Below are 22,288 nucleotides of genomic sequence, written 5' to 3' on the forward strand. Positions count from 1 at the left end.
TTAACGGTAGCGCAGTTCAACGCGGCGGTTTTTGGCGTACGCGTCTTCCCCAGAGCCCGACACTGCTGGCTTTTCTTCGCCGAAGCTGACGGCCTCGATCTGTGAATCGCTGGCGCCGACCAGGGTCAGAGCGCGCCTGACGGCCTCAGAGCGTTTTTGGCCCAAAGCCAGGTTGTACTCACGGCTTCCGCGCTCATCGGTGTTGCCTTCGAGCACCACGCTGCGGCCACGATTGGCCTGAAGAAAACGGGCGTGCTGGTCCACAACCGACTGGAATGCAGGCTGCACCACAAAGCTGTCGTAGTCGAAATAAATGACGCGATCAACCCCGGTAGGTCCGGCGACATCAGACTTGCTGGCATCCACCTGAACAGGTGCCACAGAACTCTGGCCCGCGCCCTGCCCTTGTGTGCCTGACGTGCCAGCGCCCGTGCCCGCGCCGCTGGTGGTTGACGAGGCGCTGTCCTGGATGGGAGGGTCGAGTTTGACACTGGAGCCGCAACCCGCCAGCGCCGCGGCCACTGTAGCGAGCACAAAATAACGCTTGATCATGAAAGGTACTCCTTGGAGATGAAATCTGAAGAAAAAAATTAACGCTGAAACGGGCCCCAGGAGGGTTCGCGAAGCTCGCCACCCTGACCTGCCAGACGCGCTTTGATCTTGCCGTCGAGCGTAGTCGTCATGAGGGCTTCGCGGCCACCTTGGCGGGTGGCGTACACGATGAGCTTGCCGTTAGGAGCAAAACTTGGGTTTTCGTCGTCTGTGGTGTCGGTGATGGACGCGACATTTCCAGAGGCCAATTCCATGACCTGAAGCTTAAACGCTCCACCCACCCGCGATATGTAGGCCAACCACCTGCCATCAGGACTGATGGAAGGAGAAACGTTGTAATTGCCGCTAAAGCTCACGCGTTGGGCAGCCCCGCCGCTGGCAGACATACGGTAAATCTGCGGCGCGCCACCTCTATCGCTGACGAAATAGATATTGCTTCCGTCTGGAGAGAAGACAGGCTCGGTGTCAATGCTCTGCGATTGCGTCAAGCGCCGGGGCTCGCCGCCGCTGGCACTGATCAGATACAGCTGTGATCCGCCGTCGCGCGAGAGGGTGACAGCCAGATTTCGGCCATCCGGTGACCAGGTTGGCGCGCTGTTGGAGCCTCGGAAGTTCGCCAGCAGCCTGCGCTTGCCTGAAGAGACGTCGTGCACATAAATGACAGGCTTGCGCGACTCGAAGGACACATAAGCCAGTTGCAGCCCGTCGGGTGACCAACTGGGTGAAATGATGGGTTCGGGGCTGCTGAGTGCAGCTTGCGCGTTTTCGCCATCAGAGTCTGCGACCCAGAGCGAATACCGACTGCCGGCCTTGGTGATGTAGGCCAGACGGGTGGAAAACACACCCTTTTCACCGGTCAACTTTTCGTAGATGTAATCCGCAATCTTGTGGGCAGCCAGGCGCAGGTCAGCGCGAGGAACCACGTAACCTTGCCCACCCAGGTCCTGGTTGCGAACGACATCCCAGAGGCGGAAGCGAACGTCGTACCTGCCGTCAGGCAAAAGCGTCACACTGCCACCGGCCAGGGAATCAGCGCTGCGCTGCCTCCAGATCGACATGTCAGGACGCGTATTTTCGTCCATGGCGTCGCCCGTGGTGTCCACAGAGCGGAAGCGACCGCTTCGCTCAAGATCGGCACGGATAATGGCACTTATCTTTTGCGGAGAGGACCCCTCTCCGCGAAAAGGCACAAGCGCGATGGGTAGCTGGGTCAGCCCAACGCCTGAGACTTCAACGCGAAACTGCGCCAATGCCGGAAGGCTGGGTGCTGCAGCCATGGCGACAATAAGGCCGCGGCGGCGAAGCCCAGGAGACAAAACAACACGGGGGTCAAGTTTCATGCGATGCGATTGTGAACTTGTGAGATCCAGATACAGGGTTGAATGTTACACACTCGGCATTAACCCTCGTGACAAACTGTATAGCGCGCAGACGCACGCTTGCAAAATTCATTCATACGACACGACTTCGGTCCATTGGTTCCGCGACAGGAGGCTGTCGGACTTGGAAATCGCCGGCTGCGAAATGGCCGCAGCGGTCCATTTTTCAAGGTCTTCTTGACCCATAGCTTGGCTATGGGCCTGTAAATCCCTGGGGCGGCCACCCGCTAAAAACTGTCCGCTGGGGCCTTTTCTCGCTAACGGCGCTCCAAGTCCGACAGCCTCCTAGTTAGACTCCTCCCCCATGGCCTCACCCGACCCCCAGCCCAGCCCCTCCAGCCAGCGCCCCATGAAAGAGCGCCTGCGGCGCCTATGGTCCTATTTCAAGCAATACCGGGCCGGATGGGTCCTGGCCATTGGGTCTACCGTGGCCACGGGCATCACGGAACCGGCCATCCCTGCACTGCTGCAACCTCTGCTCGACCGTGGGTTTACGCAGGGTGAATTGCCGATCTGGATGGTTCCCGTGACCGTGATCGGGCTATTTATGCTGAGAGGTTTGACACAGTTTGCCGGCCAGTACGCTCTGGCGCGAATTGCAGGAGAAGGCATGCTGGTGCTCAGGCGTCAGCTGTTTGATCGCCTTTTGACCGCGGATCTGACACTTTTCTCGCGGCAGTCAGCCAGCCAATTGGCCAACACCATCGTCTACGAAGTTCAGAATGGCGCTTCGCAGTTGGTGCAGGCGGTCATCACGGCGGCCAGAGATGGTTTCACCGTCATTGCACTGCTGGCCTATCTTTTCTACCTTAACTGGTCGCTCACCATGATCGTGCTGGTTCTGGTGCCCTGCGTGGCCTGGATACTCAAAGTCATGACGCGCCACCTGTACAAGGTGACCCGGCAAAGCCAGGTAGCAACCGACGAACTGGCTTACGTCGTGGAAGAAAACGTTCTGGCACACCGCATGGTTCGCCTGCATGGGGCGCAAGGTGCACAGGCAGAGCGCTTTGAAACATTGAGCCGCCGCCTGCGTGATTTGGCGCTCAAGGCCACGCGCTCCTCGGCGGCTACCACGCCGCTGACGCAGCTGGTGGCCTCTGTCGCACTGTCCACGATGATCGGCATCGCACTTTCTCAAGGTCAAAGCGCCGATGGACGCTCCATCACGGTGGGCGGATTCGTCGCGTTCATTGGGGCTATGCTCATGCTGGTGGCGCCCACCCGGCGGCTGGCCGACGTCGTCAACCCCATCACACGCGGCATGGCGGCCCTGGAGCGCGGCCTGGACTTGATGGACAGCGTTGAGTCTGAGGTGGACAACACTTCTGGTGCCGAGCAGGTTCCGCAACGCGCGCAGGGGCACATTGAACTGCGCGACGTGAGCGTTCGCTATCGCGACGATGCTGCACCCGCTCTTGATGGCGTGAGCTTGCGCATCAACGCCGGTGAAACCGTGGCACTCGTTGGCCCTTCGGGGTCAGGCAAAAGCACGCTGGTCAATCTGCTGCCTCGTTTTGTGCAGTCTTCTGGCGGGCAGATACTGCTGGACGATGTCGACGCAAAAAGCTGGCCTCTTGCTGCCTTGCGAGCTCAGTTTGCCCTGGTTAGCCAGGATGTGACCATGCTCAATGACAGCGTAGCCGCCAACGTGGCCCTGGGTGCCTCGCACATAGATCGGGACCGAGTGCTTGCTTGCCTGGAAGATGCCAATCTCGCCGCCCACGTGGCAAGCCTGCCGCAGGGCATGGACACAGTGCTGGGGCATAACGCTACCGAGCTTTCAGGCGGGCAGCGCCAACGATTGGCGATTGCCCGTGCCCTCTACAAGGATGCACCGGTGTTGCTTCTGGACGAGGCTACTTCTGCGTTGGACACAGAGAGCGAACGCCTGGTGCAACAGGCCATGCGGCGCGTCATGGTCGGGCGGACCACCTTGGTGATTGCGCACCGGCTTTCCACGATTGAACACGCTGATCGAATTGTGGTGATGGAGCGCGGCAAGATTACCGAACAGGGAACTCACACTGAACTGCTCGCTGCGGGGGGCCTCTACGCCCGCTTGCAGAACTACGCGGGTTAACCCTTTGCCTGCGCGCTGAGCTGGCAATGAAGTAGGCATTAAATCTACAAAACGTGAATTAATTCCTTCGCTTTTCATTGGCCCTCAGTAAGGTCGGACGATTGCAACCATGCCGCATCCAGCTCTAGACCATGAAGGCCCAGATCTACTCTGTTCGAACCCAATCGTTCAATAAGATTTCCCTTGCTTTGCTATTGGCAAGCACGGCGCTCATATGGAGCCGGGATGCAGCGGCTCAGGAAGCTCAGATCTGCTCAACCCGATATGTGCAAACTTTCGGAAGCAGCACATCTCTTCCTCAAACGACGACCTCCAACGCGGCAGTCTTGGGCCCAGCACTCGCTGCAAGCGGCGAAGGAGAATCTACCTATCCCTACGGGTATGACGCGGGGACAAACACCATCATCCGCGGAGCGGGGTATTACTACCGCTTGACCAACCCCAGAGATCACCAATCGTGGACTGGCTGGCTGGACGCGACTGACCATACTGGCGATACCGGCGGGTACTTTCTGATGTATGACGGCTACATGGCGGGTTCGGTCGCTTATTCGTACGAGTTCAGCGGTCTCGTCGCGGGGTCTAGCTACAGCGCATCCGTTTGGATAGCGAACATTTTCAATGCCGCTGCCGAAGATGACGTCGGTGGCTATGCGGCGCCCAACATCACTGTGCGCATTGTCAATGCAGACACAGACGCAGTGGTCAGCAGTGTAGAGACAGGAAACATTCCTTCTGCAAGCGGACCCGTCAATGGAAAGTTGCCATGGACACAGTACTCGTTTTCATTCCAAGCCAGTCCGAGCTTGACAAACGCTCGACTGGAAATAGTCAACAACACCAACGCACCCTATGGTGCAGATTTTGCGATTGACGATGTCTCCATCATTGGGGATTGCCGACCTGCCCCTCCGGTGGCGATACCAGCACACCCCGTCCCCGCAAATTCACCTCTCGGTCTGATGACCTTGGCAACTTCGATTCTGAGTTTGGGAGGCTGGCTGATTCGCCGTCGCAGGTCATAGGAATCGCTGACCATGAAGCGAAGACGATGTGACGTGCAAGTTGTTGCCCCTCCTAGGAGGTGGGGCGCCGTGGAGGATAGCGCGGGAGCTTAGTAAGCGGGGCGGGCAGCAGTTGCAGAGACTTGTCTGAAAACTGAGATAAAAGGTGCCCAAAATATCAGGTTGCAGAAATTCCGAGTGCAACCGAATTCGGTGCTTCAGGTGGAAGTTCGGCAGCCTCCCAGGGAGCCGGGAGACATATAACTATGAAACATTACCTCCTTCCTCTCAGTTCCTCATGGACTGAGAGTTCATCTTGTGTGACCACTGACGACGAGGATCTTGGAGGGTTTTTTTACGACTACCTTGTTGCTGCCGATGGAACAATGATTGGCATAAGGTACTATTTTTTCGATGACGTCGAACTCAATCTGGATAGCCATCCGGTATTTCAGCCATTCCTAACAGACTATCGATTTCAATTTGATCTTGACAAGCTTCATGTCGACATTCTTTTGAAAATCAGCCACATCAACGAGTTTGAAGGCCACTCTTTCAAAGTTGATGAAGGCCAACACTTTGGCGGCACCCATGTCATTAAAACTGACGACGGGTACGGCCTGATGATCGAAGTTTAAGGACTGTGTTCAAACCTTGAGCGAAAAGCGCAGGCCGATGACAGGTCCATTGCAAGGCGAGAATGTCGCCAGTAGCCAGTCGCCCGTAGCGTGGTTATTGGCAGCAAAGCGGCTCAGACAGCATCTCCCCCCAAGGATGGTCATTTGACGCCATGAGGGGTTTGCAAAGCAAGGTGTGAACTTCTGGCGAAGGTGTCTCTACTACTGGCGTTCGATCTTGGCGCGCGAGATCACCTCAGTCCAGCGCTGAATGTCTCCGTTAAGCATCGCGGCGGCTTCAGCCGGCGTACCAGGATGCGGGTCCAGGTTCAATGCTTCGAGCTTCTTGCGTACATCGGGATCACGCAGTGCCACATTGATCTCTTTGCTCAGACGGTCTACCACCGCTTTCGGAGTTTTCGCGGGAACGGCCAAGCCATTCCAAGAGGCGGCGTTCAAGTTCTTGACGCCCGCTTCCTGGGCTGTGGGGACATCGGGGAGTACGCGTGAGCGTTTGGTGCCTGTGACCGCCAGCGGATGAAGCGCCTTGCCCTGAATTTGCGAGAGCAACGGGCTCAGAATATCCAGCCCAACCTGAATCTGGCCACCGCGAATGGCTGTGATGACGTCCGGTGTACCTTTGAACGGCACCACCTGCGCGTCAATGCCCGCGGCAGTCTTGAATAGCTCGGCCGCCAGATGCTGGGTAGTGCCTATGGCAGGTGTACCGATATTGAGTTTTCCGGGGTTGGCTTTGGCCCAGGTAATCAGTTCAGCCAAGGTTTTGAATTCACCAGTAGGCGAACTCACGATGACCAAGTCGAAGGTGGCCAAAGGAGCCACTGGGATGAAGTCCTTGCGCGAGTCGAAAGGAAGCGACTTGAACAAAGCTTCACTGACCGCTGTGCCACTGGAGATAAGGAGCAGCGAATAGCCGTCAGCAGGGGCACTGGCCACGGCCTGCCCGGCCACCACGCCGCCGGCGCCCGGACGGTTGTCGATCACAACGGGCTGGCCTAAACCCTTGGCCATTTTTTCTCCTACTGTGCGCGCGGTCAGGTCAGCGGCGCCACCAGGCGCATTGGGGACCACGATGCGTACTGGCTTGCTGGGATAAGCGGCCTGCGCCCATGCGGCAAGAGGTGAAAGCACAGCGGTGCAGGCAAGCGCACCCGCGATCAAGAAATGACGTCTCATGGAACTCTCCTTTGAATTATTTTGGGATGACACGCCCTAATGACGTTGACGACATCATTTTTGCATGAGCTTGGACCTGGTGCATTCAACCGCTCTCTACGATGTGGAAGAGCTGATCTCCAAACGGGTAAACCCCTAGAAATAAACTGCTTCTGCGGCTTGAATCTAGTTATTGTTTATAACCATAATCGCGTCAAACAGCCGCAAAAGACGCACAACAGATCACCCTGGGCGTCGCCTTGGGCGCCCCCCGGCCCCCACCAACGCTGTCAGCACGCAAAGGAAGATAGAAATGACCAGTCAATACTTGGATCTGTCACTGGAGATCCGTGGCGAACAGAACGAAGTCGCTGTGATTCGCCTTACGCGCGGCGCAAAGCGCAATGCACTGTCGGATGGACTCATTCTGGCCATCCGCGACACCTTCCAGAATCTGCCAGACACCGTGCGAGCCGCGGTCATTGATGGCGAAGGCGAGCATTTCTGCGCCGGCCTTGACCTGTCCGAGTTGAAGGAGCGAGACGCGGGCCAAGGCATGCTTCATTCGCGGCTGTGGCATTCGGCCCTGGAGTGCGTTCAGCATGGTCCGGTGCCTGTCATCGCCGTGTTGCATGGCGCGGTCGTGGGTGGCGGGCTGGAACTGGCCAGCGCCGCACATATTCGCGTGGCTGACGAAAGTACGTTCTACGCCTTGCCTGAAGGTTCGCGAGGGATTTTTGTGGGCGGAGGCGGCTCCGTGCGCATTCCCAAACTGATCGGTGCCTCGCGCATGATGGACATGATGCTCACGGGCCGTGTCTACAACGCACAGGACGGCGAAAAGCTGGGATTTGCCCAGTACCTGGTACCTGCGGGCCAGGCCTTTGAAAAAGCCATGGAACTGGCGACACGCGTGGCCCAGAACGCGCCGCTTACCAACTACTCCCTGATGCACGCACTGCCACGCATTGCTGAACAATCGGCCGACCATGGCTTCTTTACCGAGGCCCTGATGTCAGCCATTGCGCAATCGGCACCCGAGGCGAAGGAACGCGTTCGCGCCTTTCTGGAAGGCCGCGCCGGCAAGGTGCAGAAATCCTGATCCGCGCCTTCTGGCATTTCACACAAATAGACAGCGAGACATAGCATGACCGGCAGCGAAACCGCTCCAGCCCAACCGACATACCGCCCTCTTGCCTTCGGCGTGACCCGCGTGAACCTGCGAGACGGGGAAAACGAAAGCCAGTACCTGGCAGCAGAAGCCAGCCTGGACACTTTCGACGAGCGCATGTCCGACCGCCTGATCCACTGGGCGAAATCCACCCCGGACGAAACGCTGATTGCTCAACGCGAGCGCGCAACCGACGGCTCTCTGGGTGCGTGGCGCCACATCAGCTACGCTCAGGCACTGGATGCTGCGCGCCGCATCGGCCAAGGACTGCTCAATCGGGGTCTGAGTGCTGAACGGCCTGTGGTCATCCTGAGCGACAACAGCCTGGACCACGCTTTGCTGGCCCTGGGATGCCTCTACGTCGGCATCCCCTACTCGCCCGCCTCCCCCGCCTATTCCACCATCAGCAAAGATTACGGCAAGCTCCGGCATGTGATTGACACGCTCACGCCGGGATTGATATGGGCCGACGATGGTGAGCGCTACGGCGCAGCGATTGCCGCGACAGCGCCCGCAGACGCTGAAGTTGTCCTGTCCCGCAACGCAGAGCATGCGCATTTAAAGGGCCGCCCTTGCACTGCGTTCGCGGCTTTGATGGCCACAGAGCCCACCCCGGCTGTGGATGCAGCGCAGGCGGCTACCGGGCTGGACACCATCGTCAAGTTCCTGTTCACGAGCGGCTCAACCAAGCTGCCCAAGGCGGTGATCAATACCAACCGCATGTGGTGCGCCAACCAGCAGCAGATGCGCCAGTCGATGCCCATACTGACTGAGGAGCGCCCCGTTCTCATAGATTGGCTGCCTTGGAACCACACCTTTGGCGGCAATCACAACGTTGGAATGGTTCTGAACAACGGCGGTACGCTCTATATCGACGAAGGCAAACCCACTCCGGCTCTGGTAGGTGAGACGCTCAGAAATCTCCGTGAGATTGCGCCTACCATGTACTTCAACGTGCCCACCGGTTTTGAAGCCATTGCCAACGCGATGAAGACCGATGACCTGCTGCGCAAGAACTTCCTCTCACGCGTGAAGATGTTCTTTTATGCGGGTGCTTCACTGGCACAGCCGGTGTGGAATGCGCTCTTTGAAAGTGCCGAGCGCGAAGTGGGTCAGCGCATCGTGATGACTTGCGGTTTCGGCATGACCGAATCCAGCCCTTATGGCTTGTTCCCAACCAGCCCGGACGTCCGCGCAGGTGATCTGGGCTTACCCACGCCCGGCATGGAATGCAAGCTGGTCCCCAAAGACGGCAAGACGGAGTTGCGTTATCGCGGCCCCAACATCACCCCAGGTTACTGGCGCTCCCCCGAATCCACCGCCGAAGCTTTCGATGATGAAGGCTTTTTCTGCACAGGCGACGCCGTGCTGTGGATTGATCCGGCCAACCCCCATGCTGGCTTGCGCTTTGATGGCCGTATCGCGGAAGACTTCAAGCTTGCCACAGGCACCTTTGTCAGCGTAGGCCCGCTGCGTGCCCGCGTGATTGCAGGTGGTGCGCCCTATATCCAGGATGTGGTGATCGCGGGACTGAACCGCAAGGAAATTGGCGCCCTGGTCTTCCCGACGCAAGCGGTGCGCACCCTGACCGATCTGCCGCCAAGCGCGCCGCTTTCCGAGGTGCTGAGCGACTCTCGTGTCTTGGCGAAATTCCAAAGCCTGGTGACCGATCTTTCTCTTACCGCCACCGGCAGTGCCAACAGGGTAACGCGCTTGATGCTGATGTCCGAGCCGCCGTCCATCGACAAGGGTGAGATCACCGACAAGGGAAGCATCAACCAGCGGGCAGTGCTGAAGGAGCGCGATGACCTGCTCCAGGCGCTGTATGACGACGCGACCCCGCATACTGTCATCAAGCCTGGCGCAAATTCGTAAACAGTCGGGTCGCTGCGGGTCGCACGAATCAAACGCAAGGCCTAGGCTAGGGGCAACATCAGGAAAATTGTATGAAAAACAAGGGATTCTTCAACGCCTTCGACGACGTCTGGATACTGGACGGTGTGCGTACGCCCATGGTGGACTACTGTGGCGTGCTCGGGCATATCTCGCCTACAGATCTTGGCATCAAGGCCGCACGTGAAGCGCTCAAACGCACGGGGGTTCCTGCGTCCGACATTGGCTCAGTCGTCTGCGGAAACATGGCCCCAGGCGACTTTGATCAGTTCTTCCTGCCCCGCCACATTGGCCTTTATGCGGGTGTGCCTGTCGAAGTGCCAGCCATCATGGCGCAGCGCATTTGCGGCACCGGTTTTGAGCTGTTCCGGCAAGCTGGCGAACACATTCAAAGCGGCGCGTGTGAGGCTGCCTTGGTTGTTGGCACAGAGAGCATGACACGAAACCCCATTGCGTCCTTCGACAACCGTACAGGCTTCAAGCTGGGCGCGCCCGTGGGCTTCAAGGACTACATGTGGGAAGCACTCAAGGACCCGGCGGCTGGCATTAACATGATTCAGACTGCCGAGAACCTGGCCAGGAAGTACGGCATCACACGTGAGCAGGTTGACGAGTTTGCATCGAGTTCGTTCGCGAAGGCGGTGGCTGCACAGGAAAATGGCTTCCTGGCGGGCGAGATCGTGCCTGTGATCACAGAGAAGTTTGAAGTTGAAGGCTACAAGCCACGCGGGATCCGCCTGCAAGGCAAGGTGACGGAAGTGGCGAAAGACACCCACCCGCGCATCTCTCCAGTAGAAGTGCTGGCCAAGCTCAGATCCGTGTTTGAAGATGGTGTTCAGACCGGTGGCAATTCATCTGCGCTGGTGGATGCTGCAGCCGCTGCCGTGGTCGCTTCTGGGGATTACCGTAAAGCATCAGGCAAGGCGGCATTGGCACGGGTGGTCGGCGCCGCAGCGGTCGGTGTCCCCCCCGAAATCATGGGCATCGGCCCTGCCCCCGCTATTCGCCTTTTGCTTGAACGAACCGGTCTGAAGCTCGACGACATTGGCTGCTTTGAGATCAACGAAGCACAGGGCGCCCAGACGCTGGCGGTTGCAAGGGAACTGGGCCTGGACCTGGCCAAACTCAACGTCAACGGTGGCGCCATCGCGCTAGGCCACCCACTGGCGGCAACGGGGGTGCGCCTGACCATCACCGTAGCCCGCGAGATGCAGCGCGCCGGTCATAAGTACGGAATTTCCTCAGCTTGCGTAGGCGGCGGCCAAGGTATAGCGTTGCTGCTGGAGAATCCGGCGGTGGCGTGAGCCAAGCGTATCCGCAAGCCATCATCATTCATGAGTAACGACCCAGGCAAGCCTATGAGCAAAACCACTATTTACGACGTCAAGGTGATGTTCGGCGATTGCGATCCAGCCGGCATCGTGTTCTTTCCCAATTTTTCCAAGTGGATGGACGCGTCTTCACTCGACTTCTTTGTTCAATGTGGCATCTTGCCATGGCGCGAGTTGAGGAAGACCACCGGCATCATCGGCACACCGTTACTGGAAATTCACACCAAGTTCATGCGCCCGGCCACCTATGGTGACCTGATTCACGTGCATACCAGCGTCGAAACCTGGAACGCCAAGACCTTCGTCCAAAAGCACATCGTGAAGAAAGGCGATGAGATCCTGTGCGAAGGCAGGGAAACGCGTGCGTTCTGCATTCACCCTGAAGGCGGCCGCCTGCAGGCCATACCCGTTCCTGATTTCATCAAGGACAAGTGCTGCTGAGACGGAAACGTCTCTCAGCTCGATACCCAGGGTTCTTGCGATCTACTTGCCGATTTACGTGCGATTCATTTACCAAAGCCAAAAAGGAGACAAACCATGACCCGCTTCAAGAAACACATTCTCGTGGCCACCATTGCGATGGTGGCCGCAGGCAGCACGATGGCGGATATCACCATCGGCGTGATCGCGCCTTTGACTGGCCCCGCATCCGGGCTGGGCATTCCTGCAGGCAACCAGGTCAAGCTGTGGCCCAAACAGATTGCCGGTGAAAAAATCAACGTGATCCTGATGGATGATGCCAGCGACCCCACACAGGGTGTGACGCATGCCAAGCGCTTTGTCACCAATGACAAGGTGGACATCATCATGGGTTCGGTAGCCACACCGGTGGCCGCTGCCATTGCACAGGTGGCCGAAGAATCTGCAACGCCGCAAGTGGCCTGGTCTCCTGTGGCACTGCCCCCGGGCAAGGACAAGTGGATGTTCCGCCTGCCTCAGTCCAATGCGGTCATGGGCAACGCCATCATTGAGCATATGAAGCGCCAGGGTATCAAGTCTGTGGGCTTTCTGGGCTACAGCGATGCATATGGTGAGACCTGGCTCACCGATTTCAGACCACAGGCTGAGAAGGCCGGCATCAAGGTGGTTGCCGTAGAGCGTTTCGCACGTGCTGATACCAGCGTCACTGGCCAGGCCCTCAAGCTGGTGTCTGCCAACCCCGAAGCCATGCTGGTGGTGGCTTCAGGCTCCGGCGCTGCCATGCCGCAAATGGCGCTTGTCGAGCGGGGCTACAAAGGAAAAATCTACCAAACCCATGCGGCCGCTACGCGCGATCTGATGCGAGTGGGTGGCAAGCAGGTAGAGGGCGGTTTCGTGGTCTCCGGCCCCGCTGTGCTGGCCGAACAATTGCCTGATTCACACCCTTCGAAGGCCGAAGCCATCAAATTCGTGCAGCAGTACGAAAAGGCGTATGGACCCGCTTCACGCAACCAGTTTGCTGGCCATGCCTATGATTCCATTCTGATCCTGGAAAAGGCCCTGCCCATTGCCCTCCAAAAAGCTAAGCCTGGAACGCCCGAGTTCCGCGCTGCCTTGCGCGACGCTTTTGAAAACATGGGCCGCGTTGTACTGGCCCACGGCGTGCTGAACTGGACCGCGCAAGATCACTGGGGTTACACCGCCGATACCGGCGTGATGATGCGAGTGACCGGTGGCGAATTCAAGGTCGAGAAGTAAATAGGGATTTGCAAGCGCTGATTCACTGAATCTGGGATCTGAAAATCGGGGTTTGGCGCACGCTTGGCCTGCCCCGACCCCACGCCGCAGCCAGTGACGGCAGCTTGCATTCGATCCATGCTTTCATCCAAGACACAAGAGGTGTCCATCTCGGACGATGAGGTGGACACCAGTTACCTGAAGACGCTGGTGGGCTACAACGCCCGCAGGGCGGCCCTCACCGTCATCAGTCTTTTCGTGCCTCGCATGGCCGAATTCGGGCTAAGACCAGTCGATTTTTCTATTTTGTCCGTCATTGGCCATAACCCGGGCATTACCTCCAAGCAGCTATGCAGGGTGCTGGACCTTCTGCCACCTAACCTGGTGGGAAAAATCGGTGCGCTTGAACAGGCCGGTGTGCTGGAGCGGCGTCCTCACCCTTCTGATGGCCGGGCGCTGGGCCTTCACCTGACCGCATCCGGGTACGAGCGCATGCGCTTGGCCGAACGTGCGGCTTTTGAACTAGAAGCCGAGGCTGCTGGCGCGCTGACGGCAGCGGAGCGGCGTACTTTGATTCGGTTGCTGCAAAAAGTCTATGAGGGACAGGCTGACTCGTGAGGATTCAGCGTCCTCGCCTCATTGCGTCTGCTCATCACCCGGAAGCCGCCCCGCGGATGGCCGCCCCGCGGATGGCCGCCCCGCGGGATAGGGCCGTCCCATACGGATGGGGATTAATCGGCGCAATCACTCGAAGCACACGTGTTTCACCGTAAAAGCGGAGATCACGCGACTAATTAACCCTTGATGGGCAGCATATGCGCGTTTTAGCTCCTGACTTCTCACCTCTTCCCCACCTGTGGGAGAGACTGATGCAGGCGCGCCTGCCGACTTGAGCCCTAGAACCGGGGCTGTGAGTTGGTTTGGGTGGAGGCATCTACCAACCTTACGTCGCTCTTCTCCGCCGTCATCCCCCGGATGGCCGGCCATCCGGGAACGACGGGGCAAACGGAGGTGTAGACGTTAAGAGACATGCGGGGACTAGCTGAAATTGAAAGTCAGTTTCATATATAAATTTAGACATAAAAATTCGGTTATTTATTAAGATTTTTGCGTAGGGCGGGGTGAGGGTCGGCGGCGCATCCTTAATAGAAACGCTCACCCCGGCCCTGAAAAATCAAACAAAGAACCTGACCTCGGCCATCTGGCTCAAGAGGCGTCTTATCCGGGAAAGTCCGGATTTTGTAGCACCAAACCCACGCTCAGGCTGACGATCAAGCTATTAAACGTGTAGCGCTTAAGTAAATTGAGCTATATTCAACGCCACATACCGAAGAGAGTTGAGGAGAAGCTTGAAATGAGTTCCAAGGAAAACGCGGCCACTGGCCAGCTTTTAGCCTTGTTGGAAGCCCGCTATGCCATTCGTGTTCTCTGGGCATTGCGAGACGGGCATCCTCAAACTTTTAGGCTACTCCAAGACAGCGTGGGCGGCATCACGCCCAATACCCTCAATACGCGCCTCAAGGAATTGCGTGCAGCGGGCCTGGTCACCCATGGAACCGATGGCTACAGCCTGACCCCCTCGGGCACGGATCTGATCAAACGCCTGTCGGATCTGCAGGCCTTCGCGACCAAATGGGTCGCATCGCAAGCCAAGAAAAAATAGGCGCCATCAAGCGCAGCCCGATGGCGCGGATATAGCACAGAGCGGGTATTTTCGGCCCCATGGCGTGCCTATCTAGTCGCATTTTCAGAGAGTTAAACTCAGGCTTGCTGACCATGAGGCCATTGGGCCGCTATATTCAGCCTGATTACTTCAACCTTTCCTGCTTGAAATGAACACTACACCTAGCGGCCTGCAATACGCCGACACCCAACTTGGCACCGGCGCCGAAGCGCATCCTGGTCAGCGCGTCACCGTGCATTACACCGGTTGGCTCTATAACAATGGCCAGCAGGGTGCCAAATTCGATTCCAGCCGTGACCGCAACGACCCATTTCAGTTTCCATTGGGCGCTGGGCACGTGATCAAAGGATGGGACGAAGGTGTGGCCGGCATGAAAATTGGCGGCCAACGCACGCTGATCATTCCTGCAGAGTTGGGATATGGCGCTCGTGGCGCCGGTGGCGTGATTCCTCCAAACGCCACGCTGAAGTTCGACGTTGAGCTTCTGGGTCTGGACTGATCAGGCGGCCATGAGGCCGCCTTTTTCCGTCTGGCGCTGACGGCAGGGTAGACCGAACTTCAATCAAAGTCGCCGGGAACAATGGGCCTGGCTTCGACTTTTAAATGGATTGATGCTGGTTGACCAGCCCGGAGCCACGCTGCTTGCCTTGAATCATTATGGCGTTACGGCGTCATAGCGCCATGTCCTGTCTGGCTTGGCGCTACTTCCAGCAAGCTTGTGAAGCCCGTTGGGGTTGCGTGAGCCATCTTTAGGCTCGCCTGCCCAGGCTGGCCTCATCGGTTTTTGCCTGCTCGCGCCGCCAGCCGACGCCAATCACAAAGACAAAAAAGGCCATTTCAAGCTGAATTTGCATAAAAACCGGCTTTTTTGACGTCTTTTACCCTTGTATTTGCCCTGTTGGCTCCCACTTACGTCCATGAATTGAAAGTTTACTGAGCACATCAGCCAGTCAGCACTCTCCGGTGCGCTTGAGAAAGCTCGGGGCCTCACTAGAGATCTCCAGTCTTGCTTGCCAGACAAACTCTGAACTGACTTTTTGTTCCAGCGAACTTTCACCTCATTCGCTTACCCCCTCCAACTTTTAAAGCCGAGTAGATACCGTTTCTCTTGAACCGCATGTCTGACCAAGCCAAACCTTACCCTCATACCCCGGCCGATGCGCCGTTCAGTCCAGAAGAGCTGGAAGCTGCTGCCGCTGCCAATGAGCACGACGCCGCAACCCAGCTGGAAAACACTCTGGCGGAACTCGAAACCTTGAAAGCCAAGGTGTCCGAGTTAACCGACCAGGCACTGCGCGCACAAGCGGACGTTCAGAACACGCGCCGCAGAACTGACGAGGAAATCTCGAAAGTGCGCAAGTTTGCAGTGGAAGGCTTTGCCGAAAGCCTGCTGCCAGTGCTGGACAGCCTTGAAGCCGGATTACTGATTGAACACGCTACCGCCGAGCAACTGCGTGAAGGTAGCGAAGCCACACGCAGGCAACTGCTCAGCGCATTGGAGCGCAACAAGGTGGCGGAAATCAATCCGGCCACCGGTAGCAAATTCGACCCCGGTCAGCAGCAAGCCATCAGCATGGTGCCCGCAGATCAGGAAGCCAACACGGTGGTGAGCGTGCTTCAAAAGGGTTATCTCATCGCAGACCGAGTGCTGCGCCCAGCACTTGTAACCGTCGCTGCACCCAAGTAATAAACCACAAGTATTGCCAGGAACGCGAAGATGGCCGGCTTGAAAAACAAGCACATCTCCACCAACTCCTGAGCATTGAATTTACAAAATTTCCAAGCGGAGAATAAATATGGCAAAAATTATTGGCATTGACCTCGGTACCACCAACAGCTGCGTGTCCATCATGGAAGGCAACACGACCAAGGTGATTGAGAACGCCGAAGGCGCTCGCACAACCCCTTCCATCGTGGCTTACCAGGAGGATGGCGAAGTTCTGGTCGGAGCGCCCGCCAAGCGTCAGGCCGTCACCAACCCCAAGAACACCATCTACGCCGTCAAGCGCCTGATTGGCCGCAAGTTTGACGAGCCAGAGGTGCAAAAGGACATCCATCTGATGCCCTATGAAATCACCAAAGCAGACAACGGTGATGCGTGGGTGGGCGTGCGTGGCAAGAAACTCTCTGCGCAGCAAATCAGCGCCGAAATCCTGCGCAAGATGAAGAAGACGGCCGAGGATTACCTGGGCGAAGCTGTGACAGAAGCTGTGATCACGGTTCCTGCGTACTTCAACGACAGCCAGCGTCAGGCCACCAAGGATGCAGGCCGCATTGCAGGCCTGGAAGTCAAGCGCATCATCAACGAACCTACCGCTGCTGCACTGGCCTTCGGTCTGGACAAGCAAGCCAAGGGTGACCGCAAGATTGCTGTCTATGACTTGGGCGGCGGCACGTTCGACATCTCCATCATCGAAATCGCAGATGTCGACGGTGAAAAGCAGTTCGAAGTGCTGTCCACCAACGGTGACACCTTCCTCGGCGGCGAAGACTTTGACCAACGCATCATTGACTACATCATTGGTGAGTTCAAGAAAGACCAGGGCGTCGATCTGTCCAAAGACGTGCTGGCTTTGCAGCGCCTGAAAGAAGCGGCTGAGAAAGCCAAGATCGAACTGTCCAGCAGCGCTGCGACAGACATCAACCTGCCCTACATCACGGCAGATGCCTCTGGTCCCAAGCACCTGAACATCAAGCTGACCCGCGCCAAGCTGGAAAGCCTGGTGGAAGAGCTCATCGAGCGCACCATCGGCCCATGCCGCACCGCCATCAAGGATGCTGGCGTCAGCGTGAGCGATATCAACGACGTGATTCTCGTCGGTGGCCAGACCCGCATGCCCAAAGTGCAGGACATGGTCAAGGAATTCTTCGGTAAAGAGCCCCGCAAGGACGTCAACCCTGACGAAGCCGTGGCAGTGGGTGCCGCCATTCAAGGCCAGGTGCTGAGCGGTGATCGCAAAGACGTGCTGCTGCTGGACGTCACTCCCCTGTCCCTGGGTATTGAAACCCTGGGCGGCGTGATGACCAAAATGATCACGAAGAACACCACCATCCCGACGAAGTTCGCACAGACCTTCTCCACTGCGGAAGACAACCAACCGGCAGTGACCATCAAGGTCTTCCAGGGTGAGCGTGAGATGGCCACTGGCAACAAGATGCTGGGTGAGTTCAATCTGGAAGGTATTCCACCTTCACAGCGTGGCATGCCGCAGATCGAAGTCGCCTTTGACATCGACGCCAACGGTATTCTTCATGTCTCTGCCAAGGACAAAGGTACTGGCAAGGAGAACAAGATCACCATCAAGGCCAACTCGGGTCTGTCCGAAGCCGAGATCCAGCAGATGGTCAAGGACGCCGAACTGAACGCCGCTGAAGACCACAAGAAGCTGGAACTGATTCAGGCTCGTAACCAGGGCGATGCCTTGGTACACAGCGTTCGCAAATCGCTCTCCGAGCATGGCGACAAGCTCGAAGCCAGCGAGAAGGAACAAGTGGAAGCCGCCATCAAGGACGTTGAAGAAGCCCTCAAAGGTGAAGACAAGTCCGCGATCGAATCCAAGACCGAAGCCTTGATGACTGCCAGCCAGAAACTGGGCGAGAAAATGTACGCTGATGCTCAAGCAGCAGCAGGCGCCGCAGGTTCGGCAGGCGCAGCGCCTGGCGGCAATGCGGGTGGACCATCTGCTGCGGCAGATGACAACGTGGTCGACGCTGAAGTCAAAGAAGTCAAGAAAGACTGATTGCGGGTGACTTCAGTCACTGCTCACGGCAAGTAACCAACGCGTGAGCAGCGCCATTGGCCAGCTTGAAAAGCCTCGATCGCCAACGGTCGAGGCTTTTACGCTCCCAATGAGCCATTCAATCCACCAACGCAAGAGCGCTTAAGTCAATCGACCCATCTGCCATGTCTACAAAACGCGATTACTACGAAGTACTGGGCGTACCCAAGAATGCGTCTGACGACGAAATCAAGAAAGCCTATCGCAAACTTGCGATGAAGCACCACCCTGACCGCAACCAGGGCGATGCGCAGGGCGCGGAGCTGAAATTCAAGGAGGTCAAAGAGGCCTATGAAATGCTCAGCGACCCGCAGAAAAAGGCGGCCTACGACCAATACGGGCACGCTGGGGTAGATCCCAACATGCGCGGTGGCCCGGAAGGTTTTGGCGGTTTCGCCGAAGCCTTTGGCGACATTTTTGGCGATATCTTCGGCCAGCAACAAGGTGGGCGTGGCGGTGCGCGAGGTGGGCGTCAGGTGTTTCGAGGTGGCGATCTCAGCTATGCCATGGAGATCACGCTGGAAGAAGCCGCAGCCGGCAAAGATGCGCAGATCCGTATCCCAAGCTGGGACGAATGCACCACCTGCACTGGTACAGGCGCCAAGCCGGGAACCTCTGCCAAGACCTGCGCGACCTGCCACGGCCAGGGTGTTGTCCAGATGCGCCAGGGCTTCTTCAGTGTTCAGCAGACCTGCCCGCACTGCCATGGCACGGGCAAGATCATCCCCGAGCCTTGCGGCACCTGCCATGGCCAGGGAAAAGTCAAAAATCAGAAGACGCTGGAAGTGAAGATTCCTGCCGGCATAGACGACGGCATGCGCATCCGCTCCGTCGGCAACGGCGAACCAGGCATGGGCGGCGGGCCACCTGGGGATCTGTTCATAGAGATCCGCGTCAAGAAGCACGATATCTTTGAGCGCGACGGCGATGACCTGCACTGCGTGGTACCGATTGGCTTCACGACCGCGGCACTGGGCGGTGAGATTGAAGTTCCCACACTCGGGGGCAAGGCTGCCATTGACATCCCTGAAGGCACTCAGGCGGGCAAGCAGTTCCGCTTGCGCGGCAAGGGCATCAAGGGTGTTCGCTCCAGCTACCCGGGCGATCTGTATTGCCATATCAGCCTGGAAACGCCGGTCAAGCTGACCGAGCATCAACGCAAACTTCTCAAGGAGTTTGGTGAGTCGCTCAAAAAAGGTGGCGCCAAGCATTCGCCCAACAGCGAAAGCTGGACAGATCGCTTGAAGAACTTCTTTGGGGCCTAGGCTCTGAATCTTGGCGGGGCGGGGCTATCGTTTTACGACGTGGCCTCGGCCATGCTCTTGGCAGCAAGGCGGACTGCGAAGCCTTTGCCCTGTAGCGCGTGTGCAGTGGCCTGAAGTGCCTCACGCAAGGGGTAGCCGATTTCCTTTTCCAATTCTTCGATAGCGTCGAAGGTCACCCGCCAGTGAGGCTCCAGAGTCTGCATCAGCTTGCGGCCTTTCGCCGTCAACCGTACACCCGTCTTGCGCGCGTCACCCAGCGTGATGCGATCAACGATTCGATCGGCCACCATCAAGGACACGGATTGGCTGATGGCGCCCTGGGTAAGGTTAGACGCGGAGGTGATTTCCGAAATGGTCTCGGCGCCCGCTGAAATAGCCCGCAGAACTGGGGTGTAGCGCGGTCGGTACGACAGCTTCATCTGGCGGTACGCCTCTTCCGCGCCTTGGTCTACCAACTCCCCTACATAGCGCAGCAGCTCGCCCAATCCGGGTTGAATCTTGCGGTTCATGGTGTCATGGGCAGGCTCGCTCAGAGACATGGATGACGAGGCCGCGCTCATACATCACCCAACCTGATGTTCAGAGGCCAGGCGACTGTCCGCAGCGTGCCCGGGTCACCCCAGAGTTCACTGAGGTCGGACGCGAAGGTAGTGAGCATGTGCTGCTTTCCGGCGCGCCCTGCACTTTTAACAGCCGACCATGTGGACACATACCCGAGCAAGTCGCTGAGATTCCAGCGCTTTTGCATGGCAATCCTGGGTGTTGCGCGCTCGGGGAAGGGAAACAGGATGTCTGCGTAGCCAGAGTCCACCAGCTTGCGCTCTTGCGGCCAGTAGGGGCCGATTTCGTCCCAATAAAACTGGTTGAATCGATCGCTTAGCGCCGGTTCAAGCTCCATGATGCCGTAGCTGATGAGCGCGACAGTCGCGTCCTTGGCAGCCACACGTTGAACTTCTTCGAAGAAAGCAGGCAGGTCGAACCAATGGGCAGACTGAGCTGCTGTGATGAGGTTCGCCTGGCCATCGGCCAAGGGCAGCTTCTCTGCCGGTGCAACCCGGTATTCAACGCCGGTCGAAGGCTTGGCGTTTTCAATCTGCTCTGCGCTAGGGTCTACGCCCACCACGCTCTTGAAGTGTTCCGCAAGCTGCGCGGTGAGTTGCCCATTGCCGCAGCCGACATCTAGCGCCAGGTCACTGGCGTTAGAGCTTTCACCCAGGAAACGCGCCAGCTCAGGGGGGTACTCCGGCCTGAACTTGGCGTAGTCGTGGCCTCCGGCGTCAAACCAATTCGTACGGGCTTTTATCTCGTCTTTGGACATTAGTCGATCTCCGACTCGCTGGAATTCAAGTACCCAATAATAGCATTTGCATTAGCTCTAATGTAAATTGCACTTGACGAGCTTGGCGCGTCATCGCGAAGCGCCGGACAGCGTCCGTTGCTGGGGCACACGCCTTGCGCGGCTTGTGGGGATAGTGAGGTTAGTGGGATTGTGAAGATGCTGAGCGGGAGCTCGGCAGTCCCGGCAACAGCCAACCATAGCGGGGGCCAAGGCCGTTAAAACAAACGTCCCTGCCCTGTTGCGAAGTCTGGGCGAAACTGCGACAGATCCAGGGTGATGCGCTCCTGGCCATAGCGCAGTCGCGCGCAGGCTTTTGAAAAGCGTTGTGACAGCAGTGCAGCCCACACGCCGGAGCCGGTCATGCGCTGGCCCCAACTGGCATCGTAGTCTTTGCCACCGCGCATATCACGAACTCTGGACATGACGCGCTCCGCACGTTCTGGAAAATGCGCCTGAAGCCATTGCTGAAAAAGCGGTGCCAGTTCCCAGGGCAAGCGCAGCACGGTATAGAAAGCGCGCGTGGCCCCAGCTTCCCGCGCTGCGGCCAGCACTTGTTCCATGTCGTCGTTGATAAAAGGAATCTGCGGCGCCACGCTGACGCCCACCGGAACACCTGCTTCTGCCAGTGAACGAATGACACGCAGGCGGCGCTGAGGAGACGCGGCCCGCGGCTCCAGTTTGCGGGAGAGCGATGAATCCAAAGTGGTGATAGTGACGTAGGCCGCAACCAAGCCAGATGCCGCTAGTGGTTGGAGTTGATCGAGGTCGCGTTCAATACCGCTGGACTTGGTGATCAATGAAAAGGGATGCCGCGCACGTGCAAGCACGTCTATGAGACCCCGCGTCAGTTGAAGCTCTCGCTCCACAGGTTGGTAGGCATCCGTGACGGAACCTATGTTGATATGAGAAGGCTTGTAGCGCGGCGCCGCCAGCTCGCGTGTCAACTGGGCCACGATGTTGCGCTTGGCCACTATCTTGGTTTCAAAATCCAGACCGGGAGACAAGCCCAGGTAGCTGTGGGTAGGCCGGGCAAAGCAATAGATGCAACCATGCTCGCAGCCACGGTACGGGTTAATCGAGTGATCGAACGGAATGTCCGCTGAATCGTTGCTGCTGATCGCACTCTTGCAGTCTTCCCAGATCACTTGGGTGGCGGGAGGCGACCCTTGTTCCGCTTCTACGCTGCCTGTTTGCAACGTGTCCCAACCATCGTCAAAGGCGCCCCTTGCGTCACGAGCGAAGCGGTGTGCAATATTTGAAGTGGCACCACGTCCCTTATGCAAACGCACGGGAACGGAAGGAATATCTGGGGGGTGAAGATCAGAGTCCACGATGGCGCCAAATCAAATTACTGTATGT

General features: G+C 57.8%; 20 protein-coding genes. 14 read left to right on the plus strand and 6 right to left on the minus strand.

What is annotated here, in order from left to right:
* Positions 1 to 552, minus strand: coding sequence for a peptidoglycan-associated lipoprotein Pal (gene pal / locus ABIE13_RS26520; RefSeq protein WP_354449143.1), 552 nt, complete (start codon positions 550 to 552; stop codon positions 1 to 3).
* A 38-nt stretch (positions 553 to 590) separates the two neighbouring features.
* Positions 591 to 1,892 (minus strand): Tol-Pal system beta propeller repeat protein TolB, encoded by a 1,302-nt coding sequence (tolB, locus tag ABIE13_RS26525; RefSeq protein ID WP_354449145.1) that lies wholly within the window; start codon positions 1,890 to 1,892, stop codon positions 591 to 593.
* A gap of 343 nt (positions 1,893 to 2,235) precedes the next feature.
* Here tolB and msbA point away from each other — a divergent pair, with 343 nt between their 5' ends.
* The 3 genes from msbA (at position 2,236) to ABIE13_RS26540 (ending at position 5,656) form a co-directional block, all read left to right on the plus strand.
* Complete coding sequence (msbA, locus tag ABIE13_RS26530) at positions 2,236 to 4,014, plus strand: lipid A export permease/ATP-binding protein MsbA (protein ID WP_354449147.1); 1,779 nt, start codon at positions 2,236 to 2,238, stop codon at positions 4,012 to 4,014.
* A 131-nt stretch (positions 4,015 to 4,145) separates the two neighbouring features.
* A complete protein-coding gene (locus ABIE13_RS26535) occupies positions 4,146 to 5,039 on the plus strand; it encodes a hypothetical protein (protein WP_354449149.1) in 894 nt (297 codons plus the stop codon).
* Between the two features lie 299 nt (positions 5,040 to 5,338).
* On the plus strand, positions 5,339 to 5,656 hold the full coding sequence (locus ABIE13_RS26540; RefSeq protein WP_354449151.1) for a hypothetical protein: 318 nt from the start codon (positions 5,339 to 5,341) through the stop codon (positions 5,654 to 5,656).
* 201 nt (positions 5,657 to 5,857) lie between these two features.
* Here ABIE13_RS26540 and ABIE13_RS26545 read toward each other — a convergent pair whose 3' ends face one another.
* Positions 5,858 to 6,832 (minus strand): Bug family tripartite tricarboxylate transporter substrate binding protein, encoded by a 975-nt coding sequence (locus ABIE13_RS26545; protein WP_354449153.1) that lies wholly within the window; start codon positions 6,830 to 6,832, stop codon positions 5,858 to 5,860.
* 292 nt (positions 6,833 to 7,124) lie between these two features.
* On the opposite strand from ABIE13_RS26545, the gene ABIE13_RS26550 reads away from it, so the two are divergent.
* The 11 genes from ABIE13_RS26550 (at position 7,125) to dnaJ (ending at position 19,590) form a co-directional block, all read left to right on the plus strand.
* Positions 7,125 to 7,913 (plus strand): crotonase/enoyl-CoA hydratase family protein, encoded by a 789-nt coding sequence (locus ABIE13_RS26550; RefSeq protein ID WP_354449155.1) that lies wholly within the window; start codon positions 7,125 to 7,127, stop codon positions 7,911 to 7,913.
* Positions 7,914 to 7,958: 45 nt separating this feature from the next.
* A complete protein-coding gene (locus ABIE13_RS26555; RefSeq protein WP_354449157.1) occupies positions 7,959 to 9,857 on the plus strand; it encodes a feruloyl-CoA synthase in 1,899 nt (632 codons plus the stop codon).
* A 71-nt stretch (positions 9,858 to 9,928) separates the two neighbouring features.
* The gene (locus ABIE13_RS26560) at positions 9,929 to 11,179 is read left to right on the plus strand and encodes a thiolase family protein (RefSeq protein WP_354449158.1); all 1,251 of its coding nucleotides are present in this window, start codon (positions 9,929 to 9,931) and stop codon (positions 11,177 to 11,179) included.
* A gap of 54 nt (positions 11,180 to 11,233) precedes the next feature.
* A complete protein-coding gene (locus tag ABIE13_RS26565; RefSeq protein ID WP_354449210.1) occupies positions 11,234 to 11,647 on the plus strand; it encodes an acyl-CoA thioesterase in 414 nt (137 codons plus the stop codon).
* Between the two features lie 96 nt (positions 11,648 to 11,743).
* Positions 11,744 to 12,883 carry an ABC transporter substrate-binding protein gene (locus ABIE13_RS26570; RefSeq protein ID WP_354449160.1) on the plus strand — a complete coding sequence of 380 codons (1,140 nt, stop codon included), beginning with the start codon at positions 11,744 to 11,746 and terminating at the stop codon, positions 12,881 to 12,883.
* Between the two features lie 117 nt (positions 12,884 to 13,000).
* Positions 13,001 to 13,480, plus strand: a complete 480-nt coding sequence (locus ABIE13_RS26575; RefSeq protein ID WP_354449162.1) for a MarR family winged helix-turn-helix transcriptional regulator — start codon at positions 13,001 to 13,003, stop codon at positions 13,478 to 13,480.
* Positions 13,481 to 14,216: 736 nt separating this feature from the next.
* Positions 14,217 to 14,525 (plus strand): winged helix-turn-helix transcriptional regulator, encoded by a 309-nt coding sequence (locus ABIE13_RS26580; protein WP_354449164.1) that lies wholly within the window; start codon positions 14,217 to 14,219, stop codon positions 14,523 to 14,525.
* A gap of 169 nt (positions 14,526 to 14,694) precedes the next feature.
* Complete coding sequence (locus tag ABIE13_RS26585; RefSeq protein ID WP_354449166.1) at positions 14,695 to 15,045, plus strand: FKBP-type peptidyl-prolyl cis-trans isomerase; 351 nt, start codon at positions 14,695 to 14,697, stop codon at positions 15,043 to 15,045.
* A gap of 618 nt (positions 15,046 to 15,663) precedes the next feature.
* Positions 15,664 to 16,233, plus strand: a complete 570-nt coding sequence (gene grpE / locus ABIE13_RS26590) for a nucleotide exchange factor GrpE (RefSeq protein WP_354449168.1) — start codon at positions 15,664 to 15,666, stop codon at positions 16,231 to 16,233.
* 109 nt (positions 16,234 to 16,342) lie between these two features.
* Entirely contained in the window at positions 16,343 to 18,286 is a 1,944-nt protein-coding gene (gene dnaK, locus ABIE13_RS26595; RefSeq protein ID WP_354449170.1) for a molecular chaperone DnaK, read from the plus strand.
* A gap of 164 nt (positions 18,287 to 18,450) precedes the next feature.
* On the plus strand, positions 18,451 to 19,590 hold the full coding sequence (dnaJ, locus tag ABIE13_RS26600; protein WP_354449172.1) for a molecular chaperone DnaJ: 1,140 nt from the start codon (positions 18,451 to 18,453) through the stop codon (positions 19,588 to 19,590).
* 32 nt (positions 19,591 to 19,622) lie between these two features.
* On the opposite strand, the gene ABIE13_RS26605 is transcribed toward dnaJ, so the two are convergent.
* The 3 genes from ABIE13_RS26605 to ABIE13_RS26615 form a co-directional block, all read right to left on the minus strand.
* On the minus strand, positions 19,623 to 20,099 hold the full coding sequence (locus ABIE13_RS26605; RefSeq protein WP_354449174.1) for a MarR family winged helix-turn-helix transcriptional regulator: 477 nt from the start codon (positions 20,097 to 20,099) through the stop codon (positions 19,623 to 19,625).
* Between the two features lie 47 nt (positions 20,100 to 20,146).
* Positions 20,147 to 20,908, minus strand: coding sequence for a class I SAM-dependent methyltransferase (locus ABIE13_RS26610; RefSeq protein WP_354449176.1), 762 nt, complete (start codon positions 20,906 to 20,908; stop codon positions 20,147 to 20,149).
* Between the two features lie 236 nt (positions 20,909 to 21,144).
* A complete protein-coding gene (locus ABIE13_RS26615; RefSeq protein ID WP_436278493.1) occupies positions 21,145 to 22,263 on the minus strand; it encodes a PA0069 family radical SAM protein in 1,119 nt (372 codons plus the stop codon).
* Positions 22,264 to 22,288 lie beyond the last annotated feature (25 nt).

This window comes from Ottowia thiooxydans (assembly GCF_040548795.1).
Classification (GTDB): Bacteria; Pseudomonadota; Gammaproteobacteria; order Burkholderiales; family Burkholderiaceae_C; genus Ottowia; species Ottowia thiooxydans_A.

Bases quoted from the DNA above. Each gene is read 5' to 3' on its own strand.
- dnaJ (WP_354449172.1), top strand. From the start codon at position 18,451: ATGTCTACAAAACGCGATTACTACGAAGTACTGGGCGTACCCAAGAAT.
- ABIE13_RS26585 (WP_354449166.1), top strand. From the start codon at position 14,695: ATGAACACTACACCTAGCGGCCTGCAATACGCCGACACCCAACTTGGC.
- ABIE13_RS26560 (WP_354449158.1), top strand. From the start codon at position 9,929: ATGAAAAACAAGGGATTCTTCAACGCCTTCGACGACGTCTGGATACTG.
- ABIE13_RS26605 (WP_354449174.1), bottom strand. From the start codon at position 20,099: ATGAACCGCAAGATTCAACCCGGATTGGGCGAGCTGCTGCGCTATGTA.
- ABIE13_RS26535 (WP_354449149.1), top strand. From the start codon at position 4,146: ATGAAGGCCCAGATCTACTCTGTTCGAACCCAATCGTTCAATAAGATT.
- tolB (WP_354449145.1), bottom strand. From the start codon at position 1,892: ATGAAACTTGACCCCCGTGTTGTTTTGTCTCCTGGGCTTCGCCGCCGC.
- grpE (WP_354449168.1), top strand. From the start codon at position 15,664: ATGTCTGACCAAGCCAAACCTTACCCTCATACCCCGGCCGATGCGCCG.
- ABIE13_RS26565 (WP_354449210.1), top strand. From the start codon at position 11,234: ATGAGCAAAACCACTATTTACGACGTCAAGGTGATGTTCGGCGATTGC.
- ABIE13_RS26610 (WP_354449176.1), bottom strand. From the start codon at position 20,908: ATGTCCAAAGACGAGATAAAAGCCCGTACGAATTGGTTTGACGCCGGA.
- ABIE13_RS26545 (WP_354449153.1), bottom strand. From the start codon at position 6,832: ATGAGACGTCATTTCTTGATCGCGGGTGCGCTTGCCTGCACCGCTGTG.
- dnaK (WP_354449170.1), top strand. From the start codon at position 16,343: ATGGCAAAAATTATTGGCATTGACCTCGGTACCACCAACAGCTGCGTG.
- ABIE13_RS26550 (WP_354449155.1), top strand. From the start codon at position 7,125: ATGACCAGTCAATACTTGGATCTGTCACTGGAGATCCGTGGCGAACAG.
- msbA (WP_354449147.1), top strand. From the start codon at position 2,236: ATGGCCTCACCCGACCCCCAGCCCAGCCCCTCCAGCCAGCGCCCCATG.
- ABIE13_RS26580 (WP_354449164.1), top strand. From the start codon at position 14,217: ATGAGTTCCAAGGAAAACGCGGCCACTGGCCAGCTTTTAGCCTTGTTG.
- ABIE13_RS26555 (WP_354449157.1), top strand. From the start codon at position 7,959: ATGACCGGCAGCGAAACCGCTCCAGCCCAACCGACATACCGCCCTCTT.
- pal (WP_354449143.1), bottom strand. From the start codon at position 552: ATGATCAAGCGTTATTTTGTGCTCGCTACAGTGGCCGCGGCGCTGGCG.
- ABIE13_RS26570 (WP_354449160.1), top strand. From the start codon at position 11,744: ATGACCCGCTTCAAGAAACACATTCTCGTGGCCACCATTGCGATGGTG.
- ABIE13_RS26575 (WP_354449162.1), top strand. From the start codon at position 13,001: ATGCTTTCATCCAAGACACAAGAGGTGTCCATCTCGGACGATGAGGTG.